The 13413-nt window shown below is 58.3% G+C and carries 14 protein-coding genes; 11 read left to right on the forward strand and 3 right to left on the reverse strand.

The window, feature by feature from the left end:
* Positions 1 to 11: 11 nt before the first annotated feature.
* From ACRY08_RS04605 to ACRY08_RS04615, 3 genes are all read left to right on the forward strand, one after another.
* Positions 12 to 2978, forward strand: coding sequence for a DNA translocase FtsK (locus tag ACRY08_RS04605; protein ID WP_432448672.1), 2967 nt, complete (start codon positions 12 to 14; stop codon positions 2976 to 2978).
* A 79-nt stretch (positions 2979 to 3057) separates the two neighbouring features.
* On the forward strand, positions 3058 to 3405 hold the full coding sequence (locus ACRY08_RS04610) for a RidA family protein (RefSeq protein WP_432448673.1): 348 nt from the start codon (positions 3058 to 3060) through the stop codon (positions 3403 to 3405).
* A gap of 96 nt (positions 3406 to 3501) precedes the next feature.
* Positions 3502 to 4101: a LolA family protein gene (locus ACRY08_RS04615; RefSeq protein WP_432448674.1), complete on the forward strand. Its 600-nt coding sequence runs from the start codon at positions 3502 to 3504 to the stop codon at positions 4099 to 4101.
* A gap of 17 nt (positions 4102 to 4118) precedes the next feature.
* On the opposite strand, the gene ACRY08_RS04620 is transcribed toward ACRY08_RS04615, so the two are convergent.
* The gene (locus ACRY08_RS04620) at positions 4119 to 4700 is read right to left on the reverse strand and encodes a lytic transglycosylase (protein WP_432448675.1); all 582 of its coding nucleotides are present in this window, start codon (positions 4698 to 4700) and stop codon (positions 4119 to 4121) included.
* A 223-nt stretch (positions 4701 to 4923) separates the two neighbouring features.
* On the opposite strand from ACRY08_RS04620, the gene hspQ reads away from it, so the two are divergent.
* A complete protein-coding gene (gene hspQ, locus ACRY08_RS04625) occupies positions 4924 to 5250 on the forward strand; it encodes a heat shock protein HspQ (RefSeq protein WP_432448676.1) in 327 nt (108 codons plus the stop codon).
* A 227-nt stretch (positions 5251 to 5477) separates the two neighbouring features.
* Here the strand turns inward: hspQ and ACRY08_RS04630 are convergent, their stop codons facing one another.
* Positions 5478 to 5936 (reverse strand): ATP-binding protein, encoded by a 459-nt coding sequence (locus ACRY08_RS04630; protein WP_432448677.1) that lies wholly within the window; start codon positions 5934 to 5936, stop codon positions 5478 to 5480.
* Positions 5937 to 5973: 37 nt separating this feature from the next.
* On the reverse strand, positions 5974 to 6321 hold the full coding sequence (locus tag ACRY08_RS04635; RefSeq protein WP_432448678.1) for an STAS domain-containing protein: 348 nt from the start codon (positions 6319 to 6321) through the stop codon (positions 5974 to 5976).
* Between the two features lie 99 nt (positions 6322 to 6420).
* On the opposite strand from ACRY08_RS04635, the gene ACRY08_RS04640 reads away from it, so the two are divergent.
* The 7 genes from ACRY08_RS04640 (at position 6421) to ACRY08_RS04670 (ending at position 13353) form a co-directional block, all read left to right on the forward strand.
* Positions 6421 to 7599, forward strand: coding sequence for a thiolase family protein (locus ACRY08_RS04640; RefSeq protein WP_432448851.1), 1179 nt, complete (start codon positions 6421 to 6423; stop codon positions 7597 to 7599).
* A 63-nt stretch (positions 7600 to 7662) separates the two neighbouring features.
* Positions 7663 to 8115: a GAF domain-containing protein gene (locus ACRY08_RS04645; protein WP_432448852.1), complete on the forward strand. Its 453-nt coding sequence runs from the start codon at positions 7663 to 7665 to the stop codon at positions 8113 to 8115.
* A 153-nt stretch (positions 8116 to 8268) separates the two neighbouring features.
* On the forward strand, positions 8269 to 8847 hold the full coding sequence (locus ACRY08_RS04650; RefSeq protein ID WP_432448679.1) for a helix-turn-helix domain-containing protein: 579 nt from the start codon (positions 8269 to 8271) through the stop codon (positions 8845 to 8847).
* A 10-nt stretch (positions 8848 to 8857) separates the two neighbouring features.
* Entirely contained in the window at positions 8858 to 9229 is a 372-nt protein-coding gene (locus ACRY08_RS04655) for a GFA family protein (RefSeq protein WP_432448680.1), read from the forward strand.
* 3 nt (positions 9230 to 9232) lie between these two features.
* Positions 9233 to 9856: a LysE family translocator gene (locus tag ACRY08_RS04660; RefSeq protein ID WP_432448681.1), complete on the forward strand. Its 624-nt coding sequence runs from the start codon at positions 9233 to 9235 to the stop codon at positions 9854 to 9856.
* Positions 9857 to 9873: 17 nt separating this feature from the next.
* Complete coding sequence (locus ACRY08_RS04665) at positions 9874 to 12318, forward strand: GcvT family protein (RefSeq protein WP_432448682.1); 2445 nt, start codon at positions 9874 to 9876, stop codon at positions 12316 to 12318.
* A gap of 66 nt (positions 12319 to 12384) precedes the next feature.
* Positions 12385 to 13353, forward strand: a complete 969-nt coding sequence (locus tag ACRY08_RS04670; protein ID WP_432448683.1) for a GlxA family transcriptional regulator — start codon at positions 12385 to 12387, stop codon at positions 13351 to 13353.
* Positions 13354 to 13413: the final 60 nt, after the last annotated feature.

The following is a 13413-nucleotide window of genomic DNA, read 5'->3' on the forward strand; positions in this document are numbered from 1 at the left end:
GACGAGGTGGCATGGCGTATCAGGCAAAACAGCGAGACCCCATCTTTGACAGCAACACCCAAGCGGTGATCGAACGGCGCGGCAAAGAGCTTTTGGGCATCGGGCTGATCGTGTTGGGCATCATGGTTGCCTTGATGCTGGGCAGCTACTCTCCCGAAGATCCGGGCTGGATGTCTGCGACCGAAGCACCGGTGCAGAATGCGCTGGGGCGTGTGGGCGCCTATTTGGCATCTCCCTTGTCTGTCATCGCGGGCCTCGGGGCCTGGGCTTTGGCGCTGGTGCTGGTTGTCTGGGGTCTGCGTATGACCTTTCACATTGGGGAAGAACGTGCGCTGGGTCGGATCATTTTCGCCCCGATCGCGATTGCCATTTGTTCGGTCTATGCATCGACCTTGGTGCCCGGTGCTGGCTGGACCCACTCTTTCGGTCTTGGGGGTCTGTTTGGCGACACGGTTCTTGGCGCGCTTCTTGCGGGCTTGCCGTTCAGCGCAGGTGCCGGCTTGAAAATCATGTCGCTGATTTTTGCAGCTCTTAGCGTGGTTGTTCTTCTGTTCGCACTTGGTATGGACCGGTTCGAACTGCGCCGCATTGCGCAATTCCTCATGGTCGGTGTGATCATGTCCTATGCGGGGCTTATGACCCTGCTGGGTAAAAGCGCAAAAGGTGCTGCCATTGGCGCGGCCGCCACAGCGCGTCACGTTCAGGCCCGTCATGCCGCCCGCAAGGAAGACCGGCTGGCTGGCTATGAGGACGATGAAGACAATATTTTTGCCGAGGAGTTTTCGGCCCCGCCGCCCCTGCGCACCTCACGTGTCTTGCGTGCAGAACCGCCGGTCGAGGCCGCCGCTTCGCAGGCTCCACACGCGATGGCGCACCCTGATCCTCAACCCGCGCCGGCCCCGCAAAAACAAGGCCTTCTGGCCTCGCTTATCCGTCGCGCGCCCGAACCTGAACTGGTCGAGCAGCCGGTGTTTGAAGGGGAAGTCCCCGAAACGCTGGGCGGTGAAGACCGTATTCGCGCCAAGGTCGCTTCGGCCCTGAAAAACCGTGAACGCCAGGTCGCAATGGAGGCAGCGCCGCGCGAAGAGCCACCGTTGGAGCGCGCTGTCGCCCGTCACCGTCGCGGCCCGGACCCGATGATCCTGGAAACAGCACCCATGGCCGAACCGGAAATTGCGCCCTTTGGTCAAGAGCCAGCGCTTTCCGCCTCGCCTGTCGAAGCACCCATGGCATTTGCCGAGGATCAGGGTGATGATCTGGCTCATGATGACGACCTGATTGTCGAAGACCTGATGGCCCCCGAGGCGCAGCCCGAACCGCGCGTCTACACGCCACCGCAGGCCGGTTTTGTGAAACCCGCGAAGAAAGTCGTTCAGCACCCGCCCAAAAAGGCGATCCAGCCCTCGACCCGTGCCAAGGCCGAGGCCCAGCCGACATTGAAGTTTGATGAAAGCCATCCCGACTTTGAACTGCCTCCGTTGAGCCTTCTGACCAACCCGGTGGCGATCGAACGCCATCACCTGTCCGACGAGGCGCTGGAAGAAAATGCGCGCATGTTGGAAACCGTCTTGGATGACTACGGTGTGAAAGGCGAGATCGTGTCCGTGCGCCCCGGCCCCGTGGTCACCATGTATGAACTGGAACCGGCCCCCGGTTTGAAAGCCAGCCGCGTCATTGGTCTGGCCGACGACATCGCGCGCTCTATGTCGGCCCTGTCGGCCCGTGTGTCGACCGTGCCTGGTCGTTCGGTCATCGGCATCGAACTGCCCAATGAAAACCGCGAGAAAGTGGTCCTGCGCGAGATCCTTTCGGCCCGCGATTTCGGCGACGCCAACATGCGCCTGCCGCTGGCGCTGGGCAAGGATATCGGCGGTGACCCCATCGTGGCGAACCTCGCCAAGATGCCTCACCTCTTGATCGCAGGCACCACCGGTTCGGGTAAATCTGTGGCGATCAACACGATGATCCTGTCGCTGCTTTATCGCCTTACCCCGGAAGAATGCCGGATGATCATGATCGATCCGAAAATGCTGGAGCTTTCCGTTTACGACGGCATTCCGCACCTTCTGTCGCCTGTTGTGACCGACCCGAAAAAAGCCGTTGTGGCTTTGAAATGGGTGGTGGGCGAGATGGAAGACCGCTATCGCAAGATGTCCAAGATGGGCGTGCGCAACATTGAAGGCTATAACAGCCGTGTGGCCGACACGATTGCACGCGGCGAGATGTTCGAACGCACCGTGCAGACCGGTTTTGACGACGACACTGGTGAGCCGATCTTTGAAAGCGAGGAATTCGCGCCCGAGAAACTGCCCTATATCGTGGTGGTGGTCGACGAGATGGCCGACCTGATGATGGTAGCAGGCAAGGAAATCGAGGCCTGCATCCAGCGTCTGGCGCAGATGGCGCGTGCTTCGGGCATCCATATCATCATGGCCACGCAGCGCCCGTCGGTCGACGTGATCACCGGCACGATCAAGGCGAACTTCCCGACCCGGATTTCCTTCCAGGTTACCTCGAAAGTCGACAGCCGCACCATTCTGGGCGAGCAGGGCGCCGAGCAGCTTCTGGGCATGGGCGACATGCTTTACATGGCAGGCGGCGCGCGCATCACCCGTGTGCATGGCCCCTTCGTCTCGGATGAAGAGGTCGAAGAGATCGTGACCTATCTGAAAAGCTTCGGCCCACCCGACTATGTAGGCGGCGTGGTGGAAGGCCCCGCGGATGACAAGGCCGACAATATCGACGCCGTCCTTGGTTTGAATACTGGCGGCAATACCGGCGGAGAGGATGCGCTCTACGATCAGGCCGTGGCGATTGTCGCGAAGGATCGCAAGTGTTCGACCTCGTATATCCAGCGCAAACTAGGCATCGGCTACAACAAAGCCGCGCGTCTGGTTGAGCAGATGGAAGACGAGGGGCTTGTGTCTGCCTCGAACCATGTCGGCAAACGCGAAATTCTGCTTCCCGAGCAGCAATAGAGACTTCGGACAACGATCCGGGCAGCGCCGACCCCATGCGGGCCGGCGCCAATCTTCAACGATAAATCGAGGCAAACCAATGATCCAACGACGTCACACGACCGACCGCATGAGCCAGAGCGTCACCCATAAAGAGGTCGTCTATCTTGCTGGTCAGGTCGGTAATCCCGGCGACAGCGTGGCAGACCAGACCCGCGAATGTCTGGCCCGTGTTGAAAAACTTCTGGACGAGGCAGGCTCGTCCACCCAGCACATGTTGCAGGCCGTGATCTGGCTGTCCGACATGAAGGATTTCGCCGAGATGAACGAGGTTTGGGACGCTTGGGTTCCCAAAGGTCACGCCCCGGCGCGTGCAACAGGGTCCGCAGACCTTGCGACACCTGAATTAAAGGTCGAAGTGATCGTAACAGCCGCAGTTGCCAAGTAATACCCTGCGCGTGTTATCGCCTATCACCGGCTGTTCGGGCTTATCATCCCCATATCAAACGGGATAAGATAAGCCCGAGCAGTTAAGGTAGGACATATGACCCTTTTGCGTACGACCATCGCCGCGCTGGTGCTTGCGGCAACACCTTTGGCCGCCACGGCCGAGAAGCTTTCTCTGAACAAGATCTCGAATTATTTGAACCGGCTGACGACGGCGAAATCGCCTTTCACCCAGATCAATGATGACGGGACCATTTCAACCGGTACAATCTATTTGAAACGCCCCGGACGCGCGCGGTTCGAATACAATCCTCCAATGGATGCCCTGGTGGTTGCCGGTGGTTCGCAAGTGGCAATCTTTGATGGAAAGTCCAACACGGGCCCGCAGCAATACCCGCTGAAGCGCACGCCGCTGAACCTGATCCTTGCCAAGAACGTGAATCTTGGTCGGGCGAAAATGGTTGTGGGTCACAGCTATGACGGCACGGCGACCACTGTGAAAGCGCGGGACCCCGAAAACCCTGATATCGGTACGATCGAGCTGAAATTTACCGCCAATCCAACCGAGTTGCGGCAATGGGTGATCACCGACGGTGGCGGGTCGAAGACCACCGTAATCTTGGGTGAGCTTGCCAAAGGCGCCCCGCTTGGGGCGTCTCTGTTCTCGATTTCACACGCGATCAATCAGCGGAAGTGACGATGCCTTTGTGCTGATCAACGGCGGCAGCTGGCGAGTTGCCGCTGATACATTTGTGACCGGGCACCGACTTCTCCGGCAATCCGCATCAGCCATGTCTTCGACTTGTAGCTGCCGCGCAGATATCCAGTACGCCCTTCGTGATAGGCCAGATACTGGTTGCGTGCATCTGTAAGTGGAATGCCGGTCACATCCCGCGTTTCGTTCATGTACCAACCCATGAAATCTGTCGCATCTTTGATGTCTGTGCGCCGCGCGCCACGACCACCTTCGGCCCGCTGGTATTCTTTCCAGGTGGCGTCCAATGCCTGTGCATAGCCAAATGCAGAGCTTTGACGGCCCATGGGCAGCACGCCGAGCACGTATTTCACGGGCGTACGCGCGTCCTTGATGAACTTGGATTCCTGATAGATCGTTGCCATTTGCACGTGAACAGGGACATGCCACTTACGTTCCGTGCGCTTCATGGCCCGGTAGATTTTGGGCCTTTGCTTAATAATGCTGCAGGCGTTGTCCAGATTACGCGGCGCCTTGGAGTTTCCACCCCCACAGGACGCCACGAAAAGAAGGATCACGGCTGCGCGAAGAAGTCTGCTCATCTGCCTCTCGCGTATCTTTGTTATTTTGCCACGAACATAGCCTAAAAATCGGAGAGAGGAAATTGAAAGCGGTGCTGTGCAGCTAGATTGGCACGGCTTTGCCGCATGGATACAACAACCCACCGCGTCATCCGTCCACAGTTTGTTTCCTAAAAAACCAACGACCCCGCATGGACATTCCCCGCCCTAAAACGGTAGGACATTGTTAGGGGTTGTCTGAGTTATGTTGAAATCACGCGCGAAATATCATCTTGGACAGATTGTCCGCCACCGGAAACATCCGTTTCGCGGGGTGGTTTTTGATGTGGACGCCATGTTTTCAAATACTGAGGAATGGTATGATGCCATCCCAGAAGACAGCCGCCCGGATAAGGACCAGCCCTTCTATCACCTTCTGGCTGAGAATGATCAGAGCTACTATGTGGCCTATGTGTCCGAGCAGAATCTGATTGCGGATTATTCAGGTGTTCCTGTTGGTCATCCAGACTTACCGGACCTTTTTGGTGAGTTTGAAGACGGTCAGTATCCTCTGCAGGTTCAAATGAACTGAGCGGTATCGCCCTTGTTTTGATTGCCTCTGGGCCGATCAGAGAACTTTCCCAACATCTTCTCGTTCCCAATCCCAAACGGGTTTCAGCACAGCTTGTGCGGGCCGCCTAGAGGTTGAGAGACCTCAGGGGCAGGCTCGCGCAGATGTTTTGGGCTGCCCGCTCTGCCATGGAAGGGGCAGCCGATTTGTAGGGGTTGGAGCCAGCGGATGCTGCATTCCGACCCCTCTTACGCGATTTTCGTTTTCTCTAGGGCGATGCGAAAGCTCAGAATATTTCGTGTGCCATCTCGTAAATAGCTCAGCTGATGGGTCAGCTCTTTGATCATGAACCAGCCAAACCCCCCTTCCGGCAGATCCTGAAGCTGCACATCAAGATTGTGGGGTTTCCCCTCGGGTAGATCCCCACCTGGAAAAGGCACACCATCATCCACCACCTTGAAGATCAGATCTTCACCAGCGCGGTTAACCTTCAGCTCAATGACACCATTTTCATGGTCAGCATGTGCGTGTTCGACGATGTTGTTCAAAACCTCGGCCAGCACGATTTCAACCACACCACGTTCTTCAACCGTCAGCCCAAGATGTCTTAGTCCATTCAAAGAACTGCCAAGCGCTTGCCGAACGGCAACCGGGTTGCTTGGAAAAATCAGGTTCAGCTCTGGTTTCCGAATAGGCGGATCTGCCATATGATAGTCCTTTGCACTTCCCATGAAGCAAAGCGGTTCAGGATGCATTCGCAATGTCGATCCCGGTGGCGGCTTCGACCGACGCATGAATGGTAAAGACCGAATCCATACGTGTCAGGCGCATGACCTTCGCAACGGTGTTGGTCAGGCTCGCCAGCTCCAGGCTGGTGCCATCCGGAACTTGTTTGAGGCATGCGACAATCGCGCCAAGCCCGCTCGAATCAACAAAATCGACATGGCTCATGTCCACGATGACACGGGACGGTGCTTCGTCGGTCAAACTGCGCATCTTGTCTTTGAACGCAATGGCAATGGCAGCGTCAATTCGACTTTCTGCAACTGTGATGACGCGCAGCCCTGCGGCATCCGTATGAGTGAGTTTCATGGCATTTCTCCTTCAGGCGGTAAGTAGAACTACACTCTAGACGGCGATCCTTACCATTCGGTAAGCGGTTGGAGGAATTCAGAGATGTTGGAGGCGATGATGAAGAACGTGGTTATTGCAGGGGCGGCACGCACCCCGATGGGTGGCTTTCAGGGTGCGTTTTCGAACGTTCCAGCTGCTGATCTTGGTGGCGCAGCGATCAAGGCGGCTTTGGAAGATGCAGGGGCAGAGGCAAGTCAAATCGAAGAACTTTTGATGGGTTGTGTTCTGCCTGCCGGTCAAGGGCAGGCTCCTGCGCGCCAGGCTGGTTTCGCAGCTGGTCTGGGCAAAGAGGTGCCCGCGACCACGCTGAACAAGATGTGCGGATCGGGCATGAAAACCGCGATGATCGCTTATGATCAGGTCGCGCTGGGTGGCACTGACATCATGGTTGCTGGTGGCATGGAGAGCATGACCGAGGCCCCCTATATCCTACCCAAGATGCGCAGCGGAGCGCGGATTGGACATGGCGCGGTCGTGGACCACATGTTCCTGGACGGTTTGGAAGATGCCTATGATAAGGGTCGCCTGATGGGCACCTTTGCCGAGGATTGCGCCGAGAGCTTCCAGTTCACCCGCGAAGCTCAGGACGAATACGCGCTGAAGTCGCTGTCGAACGCGCTTGAGGCTCAGAAATCCGGCGCGTTTGAAGGCGAGATCGCCGCCGTCACCATCAAGACCCGCAAGGGCGATGTGGTCGTGGGCGAAGATGAACAGCCCGGCAACGCACGCCCCGACAAGATCCCGACCCTGAAGCCCGCCTTCCGCAAAGATGGCACGGTGACGCCCGCTAATAGCTCGTCGATTTCGGACGGTGCTGCGGCGCTGGTCGTGGCCTCGGAAGATGCGGCAAACGCTGCTGGTCTGAAAATCCGCGCGCGCATTCTGGGCCATGCCAGCCACGCGCAGGAACCTAACCTGTTCACCACGGCCCCCGTGCCTGCCGCGCAAAAACTGCTGGACCGTCTGGGCTGGACCAAAGATGACGTGGACCTGTGGGAAGTGAACGAGGCCTTCGCTGTCGTCCCTATGGCCTTCATGCATGAAATGGGCCTGTCGCGCGACATCGTGAACGTGAACGGCGGCGCCTGTGCGCTGGGCCACCCGATCGGAGCTTCGGGCACGCGCATCATGGTCACGCTTCTGAATGCGCTGGAAAAACGCGGCCTGAAACGCGGTGTTGCTGCGATTTGCATCGGCGGTGGTGAAGGTACTGCCATTGCGATCGAACGTGTGTAAGGTCACACGGACCTGCAAGATCAAGGGCGCGGGTTTCCGCGCCCTTTTCATTTGGAAGACATGATGAAGATCAACTACTCTGAGACCGCCCAGATCATCGCCTCCCTGACCGAGGGCGAGACAGACGAGATCGCGCTGATGGCCACCGTCACCTGCGAGCTACATCACGCGGATGATCGCTTCGACTGGACAGGGTTTTACCGTGTGACCGCGCCAGAGGTGCTGAAGATCGGACCCTATCAGGGTGGACATGGCTGTTTGCATATTCCGTTCGCGCGCGGGGTGTGCGGCGCAGCGGCACGCACGGGCGAGGTGCAGCTGGTCGACGATGTGGAAGCCTTTCCCGGCCATATCGCCTGCGCCTCTTCGACCCGATCTGAAATTGTTTTGCCAGTTTGGAACGCCGATGGCGCGCTGATAGCCGTGCTGGATATCGACAGCGATCAGCCTGCGGCCTTCACGCAGGAAGACGCTGATGCGCTTGCGAAAATCCTGTCGAATACGTTCGCCCGATAGGATTGTTCTCTGTCGGAAACCCAAAACTCGACCCGTATCACAGCCTGAACACGACACCTTTCCTGTCGCAATCAGGCTTGCCACGAATCACCTTTCTGCCTCAGCATGAAAAAAAGCGTGAAAATTTCACGACAACATTCATGCGGAGGTCACATGCTACACAGCGATCCACAGCACCTGCACCGGACCAGTCTGGGGGCTGACCTGCGGGCCTTGCGCAAATCGCGTGGCATGACGATCTCGGATTTGGCGGATGCCTTGGGGCGCTCCATTGGGTGGCTAAGCCAAGTCGAGCGTGACAAATCCGAACCCTCGATTTCCGACCTGCGCGCGATTGCCGAGGCGTTGGGCGTGCCCATGTCGCTGCTCTTCGCTCACAAGTCCTCGCCTGCCGGGGAACAGGGGCGGATCGTGCGGGCTGGCAATCGCCGTCCGATGGGCGCAAGCCATGAGGGGTTGCGGGAAGAGCTTCTTTCCCCCGACCTGACCGACGATTTCGAAATGGTGCACTCAACCTTTGAGCCAAATTCCAAGATGCAAACCCCTGCCAGCCGTCCTACGCAAGAGGTCGGTTACATGGTCTCAGGCAAGCTGGACCTGACCATTGGCGGGCGCAGTTTCACCGTTCAAACCGGCGACAGTTTCCGCATCAAGCACGAGACCTATGACTGGGCGAACCCCTATGACGAACCGGCCGTTGCGATCTGGGTGATCGCGCCGCCGGTCTACTAAGGAGGCGACGATGATCAAAGGAAGCTGCCTGTGCGGCGCCATAACGTTTTCGACCGACGCGACACCGGAAGGTGCCTCGATGTGTCATTGCAGCCAGTGCCGCAAGCAATCGGGTGGCATCTGGTCCTCTGCCTTTGTTTCAGAAGCGGATCTGACCATCAACGGGACCGTTTCCTGGTACGCGGCCAGCGATTCAGCCAAGCGCGGGTCCTGCCCGACGTGTGGGTCGTTCTTGTTCTGGAAAGCCCATGACGAAGACACGATCAGCTTTGCCTTGGGCGCAGTGGACGGACCCACAGGGCTGTCGTTGGAAAAGCATATCTTCACAGCAGACAAAGGTGACTACTATCAGATCGCTGATGGTCTGCCACAGAAGGGTTAGGCCATGTTAGAGACGTTTTTCCTGATGGATCCATGGACCATCTTCACCTTTGTCGGGGCATCGATCCTGCTGTATCTGACGCCCGGCGCAGACATGATGTTCATCATCGCAAGCGGGATTGCCGGAGGCCCAAAAGCAGGTCTCGCCGCAACGGCTGGCATCATTTTGGGCGTGGCTTGTCAGGTCGTCCTTGCGGCGGCTGGTCTTGCCCTTTTGATTGCGGCATCACCCTTCGCATTGGACGCAATCCGATATGGGGGCGCCGCCTATCTGGCATGGCTGGCGTGGCACAGTTGGCGCTCTGACGGGTCGCCAGATACGCGCAGGGGACGCGCGGACCTTTGGCGCGCGTTTCGCCGCGGCCTTGTGACCAATTTGCTGAACCCCAAAGTGATCCTGTTCATCATCGCCTTCCTGCCGCAATTCGTGGACCCGCGCGTCGGCCCGGAATGGCAGCAGATCCTGATCCTTGGGATCATCTTCGCAATTGGCGGTTTCATTGCCGACGGGCTGATCGGTATCTTTGCCGGTCTGGCCGCCGACAAGGTCCGCAAATCCACTCACATCATGAACAAACTGTCCGCCGTGATCTTCGGAGCACTTGCCGCTCGGCTGGCATGGAATTGACCAACAGGAGACCCAGAATGTCCGATTTCCCCACCAAAGCACGCGTCGTCATCATCGGCGGCGGTGTTGTCGGCGCCTCGACGCTGTATCACCTTGGCCTGAAGGGCTGGACCGATTGCGTGCTTCTGGAAAAGAACGAGCTGACGGCCGGGTCGACCTGGCATGCTGCGGGCAATGTGCCCACATTCTCGACCAGCTGGGCCATCATGAATATGCAGCGCTATTCGACCGAGCTCTATGCGCGGCTGGGTGAAGAGGTCGATTATCCGATGAACTATCACCAGACCGGCTCGATCCGGCTGGCCCATACCAAGGAACGCATGCAGGAGTTTGAACGCGCTTGCTCCATGGGCCGTTATCAGGGCATCGAGATGGAAATCTGGACGCCCGAGCAGGCGAAGGAAAAATACCCCTTTCTTGAAACCCACGATCTGGCTGGCGTACTTTGGGACCCCAGCGATGGCGACATCGACCCGGCTCAGGTCACCCAAGCGCTGGCCAAAGGCGCGCGCGACATGGGCCAGAAAATCCTGCGCTTCACGCCTGCGACCGGCGTCACCCAGAAAGAAGACAAGACATGGATCGTCCACACCGAAAAGGGCGATATCGAATGTGACTATGTGGTCAACGCTGCGGGTTACTACGCCCAGCGCGTGGGCGAAATGTTCAAGCCTTACGGCGGACGCACTGTGCCGATGATGGTGATGGAGCACCAGTATTTGCTGACCGAACAGATCCCCGAAATCGAGGCGTGGTCCAAGGAACATGGCGGCAAGCTGCCCCTGATCCGCGACGTGGATGTGTCGTACTATCTGCGTCAGGAAAAGCACGGCTATAACCTTGGCCCCTACGAGCCGAATTGTAAGGCCCACTGGTTGGGCGACGACAAAATGCCCGAGGATTTCAGCTTCCAGCTGTGGCAGGAAGATCTGGACCGGATCGAAGATATCGTGGTCGACGCCATGGCCCGCGTGCCGCTGATGGAGACCTCGGGCGTGTCCAGTGTGATCAACGGCCCGATCCCCTACGCCCCCGATGGCTTGCCACTGATGGGTCCGATGCCCGGCGTTGAAAACGCGTTCGAGGCTTGTGTGTTTACCTTCGGTATCGCCCAAGGCGGTGGTGCCGGCAAGGTCATGGCGGAATGGATCGTCGATGGCGCGACCGAGTGGGACATGTGGGCAGTCGATCCGCGCCGCTATACAGACTACACCGATCAGGACTATTGCGATCAGAAGGGCATGGAGGTCTATGGCAACGAATACGCCATGCATTTCCCCCATCATGAATGGCCTGCCGCCCGCGACAAGAAACTGTCGCCTGTACATGACCGCGTGATCGCTGCCGGTGGCGTCATGGGTGCCTATAACGGTTGGGAACGCGCCAACTGGTTCGCCCAAGACGGCGACGATACATCGTTGGAAGCAACGCACACTTGGGGCCGTTCGGGTCCGTGGGAGCAACGCATCAAGGAAGAATGTGAAGCCGTGCGGGATGGCGTGGGTGTTCTGGACCTGCCGGGCTTCTCGCGCTTTGTTGTCAAAGGCGACGGTGCGGCCGAAGCGTTGCGCGGTCTGGTAACCGGTGGCCTGCCCAAGATCGGACGCATCAATCTGGTCTATATCGCCGACAACCGTGGCCGCATCCTGACCGAGATGTCGTGCATGCGTCTGGGAGAAGACGACTTTGTCATGATCACCGCCGCGACGGCGCAGTGGCACGACCGCGACATCCTGATGCGCGCAATGCCTGCCACCGTCACAGTTGAGGACGTCACCACAACTCGCGACACGCTGATCGTAACCGGACCCAAATCGCGCGATCTGCTAGCAGGTCTGTCGGATGCGGACCTCAGCCTTGGCTGGCTGACCCATCAGGCGGCCACCGTGGCGGGCAAACCCGCGCACCTGGTGCGCGTGTCCTTCGCAGGCGAACTTGGCTGGGAGGTCCACGCGCTGAACGACGACATGCCCGCGATCTATGACGAGATCGTGGACGGCGGCGCCAAGCCGTTTGGCATGTACGCGCTGAACTCCTTGCGCTTGGAGAAAGGCTATCGCGCATGGAAGGGTGATCTGTCGACGGATTATTCGCTGCTGGAAGGTGGGCTTGGCCGTTTCGTCAAGCTGGACAAGCCGCAGGACTTCCCAGGCAAGGCCGCAATCCAGAACGAGATGCAGCAGGGCGTGAAGAAGTCCTTCGTCACCCTGACGGTCGAGGCTGGCGAAGCCGATGCACCCTATATGTCCTGCATCTGGTCGGGCGACGAAATCGTGGGCGAAACCACCTCGGGCGGGTGGGGTCATCGCGTGAACAAGTCGATCGCGTTGGGCATGGTTCGCTCTGAACTGGCAAAACCCGGCACCGAGCTTGAGATCGAAATCTACGGCGAAAAGTTCAAAGCCGTGGTGCAGGAGGACCAGCCTCTGTGGGATCCCGCGAACGAAAGACTGCGCGCCTGATCGCATGAAAAACTGCCCCGCGCGTGCCAAGTTGCGCGGGGCACACAAACAGGGAGGGAACAGACGATGAAGGACATAATCCAACATCCCATTCAGGTCGATATCCTGATGTCGGACGGTTTTGTCCTGACCGAGTTGTCTGCCATTCTTGAACTTCTGCGCATTGCCAACCGCGTCACCGCGCGCGAGGTGTTTCGTTGGAAAAACCTGTCACGCCATGGTGGGGCTGTCAGTTGCCGTGCCGGGATTGACGTGGCGACCCAGCCGTTCCGTCCCAAACCATCAGCCGACTATGTCTTTGTTCTGGGCAATTCAAACCCAGACGCGAAAGAACTGTCGCTGCAAAAAGAAATCAAAGCCTATCAATGGGCTGGCGCGCGCGTGATCTTGTTATCCGAAGCTGCCAGCCGGCACATTGCCGAGACCGGCGAACAAACGATGAGCCATACCACGCATTGGGAAAACCGCGCGGTGTTGAACGAACGCGGCACGCCGGGGGTGGGATCTTATGCGCTGGTCGCTGATGATGGGCGGATCATAACCTCGGCCGGGATGGGTTCGACCCATGATCTTGTGTTGGCGCTGTTAGGCAGCCACCTGTCCGCGGCCTCGGTTGCGACGGTGGCCGACATTATGCTGCACGAGAAAATTCGGACCTTTTCGACGCTTCAACCCTTTGGTGGAAAGCAGCTTTCTTTGACGGGGAACCGGGCGTTGGACCAATGTGTCGAGTTGATGCAGGCCAATTTGGAAGAGCCGCTGCGCATTTCCGAACTGGTCGCGCTTTTGGGCATCTCGGAACGGTCTCTGGAACGCCATTTCCGCGCGCATTTCCATACCACGCCGAACGCGTACTACCGGGAACTGCGCCTGAACCACGCCAACACATTGCTTCTGAAAACCGCGATGAGTGTGCGGGATGTGGGATTGGCCTGTGGCTTTCCGAACGGGTTTTCGTCGCTCTTTCGCCGCCATTTCGGCGTGACCCCCATGTCACTGCGCAAGAGTGGAATTATGCCAGCTTACAATAGCTGATTTCCGGCACTTTTGTCGGAAATACGATGTTTGGCCGTGGCGTCTCGTGCCACCTTTGAT

The sequence above is a fragment of the Aliiroseovarius marinus genome, assembly GCF_050881025.1.
GTDB lineage: Bacteria > Pseudomonadota > Alphaproteobacteria > Rhodobacterales > Rhodobacteraceae > Aliiroseovarius > Aliiroseovarius marinus_A.

Excerpts from the sequence above, each read along its gene's own strand:
- ACRY08_RS04605 (WP_432448672.1), top strand. The coding sequence starts at position 12 with ATGGCGTATCAGGCAAAACAGCGAGACCCCATCTTTGACAGCAACACC.
- ACRY08_RS04610 (WP_432448673.1), top strand. The coding sequence starts at position 3,058 with ATGATCCAACGACGTCACACGACCGACCGCATGAGCCAGAGCGTCACC.
- ACRY08_RS04615 (WP_432448674.1), top strand. The coding sequence starts at position 3,502 with ATGACCCTTTTGCGTACGACCATCGCCGCGCTGGTGCTTGCGGCAACA.
- ACRY08_RS04620 (WP_432448675.1), bottom strand. The coding sequence starts at position 4,700 with ATGAGCAGACTTCTTCGCGCAGCCGTGATCCTTCTTTTCGTGGCGTCC.
- hspQ (WP_432448676.1), top strand. The coding sequence starts at position 4,924 with ATGTTGAAATCACGCGCGAAATATCATCTTGGACAGATTGTCCGCCAC.
- ACRY08_RS04630 (WP_432448677.1), bottom strand. The coding sequence starts at position 5,936 with ATGGCAGATCCGCCTATTCGGAAACCAGAGCTGAACCTGATTTTTCCA.
- ACRY08_RS04635 (WP_432448678.1), bottom strand. The coding sequence starts at position 6,321 with ATGAAACTCACTCATACGGATGCCGCAGGGCTGCGCGTCATCACAGTT.
- ACRY08_RS04640 (WP_432448851.1), top strand. The coding sequence starts at position 6,421 with ATGAAGAACGTGGTTATTGCAGGGGCGGCACGCACCCCGATGGGTGGC.
- ACRY08_RS04645 (WP_432448852.1), top strand. The coding sequence starts at position 7,663 with ATGAAGATCAACTACTCTGAGACCGCCCAGATCATCGCCTCCCTGACC.
- ACRY08_RS04650 (WP_432448679.1), top strand. The coding sequence starts at position 8,269 with ATGCTACACAGCGATCCACAGCACCTGCACCGGACCAGTCTGGGGGCT.
- ACRY08_RS04655 (WP_432448680.1), top strand. The coding sequence starts at position 8,858 with ATGATCAAAGGAAGCTGCCTGTGCGGCGCCATAACGTTTTCGACCGAC.
- ACRY08_RS04660 (WP_432448681.1), top strand. The coding sequence starts at position 9,233 with ATGTTAGAGACGTTTTTCCTGATGGATCCATGGACCATCTTCACCTTT.
- ACRY08_RS04665 (WP_432448682.1), top strand. The coding sequence starts at position 9,874 with ATGTCCGATTTCCCCACCAAAGCACGCGTCGTCATCATCGGCGGCGGT.
- ACRY08_RS04670 (WP_432448683.1), top strand. The coding sequence starts at position 12,385 with ATGAAGGACATAATCCAACATCCCATTCAGGTCGATATCCTGATGTCG.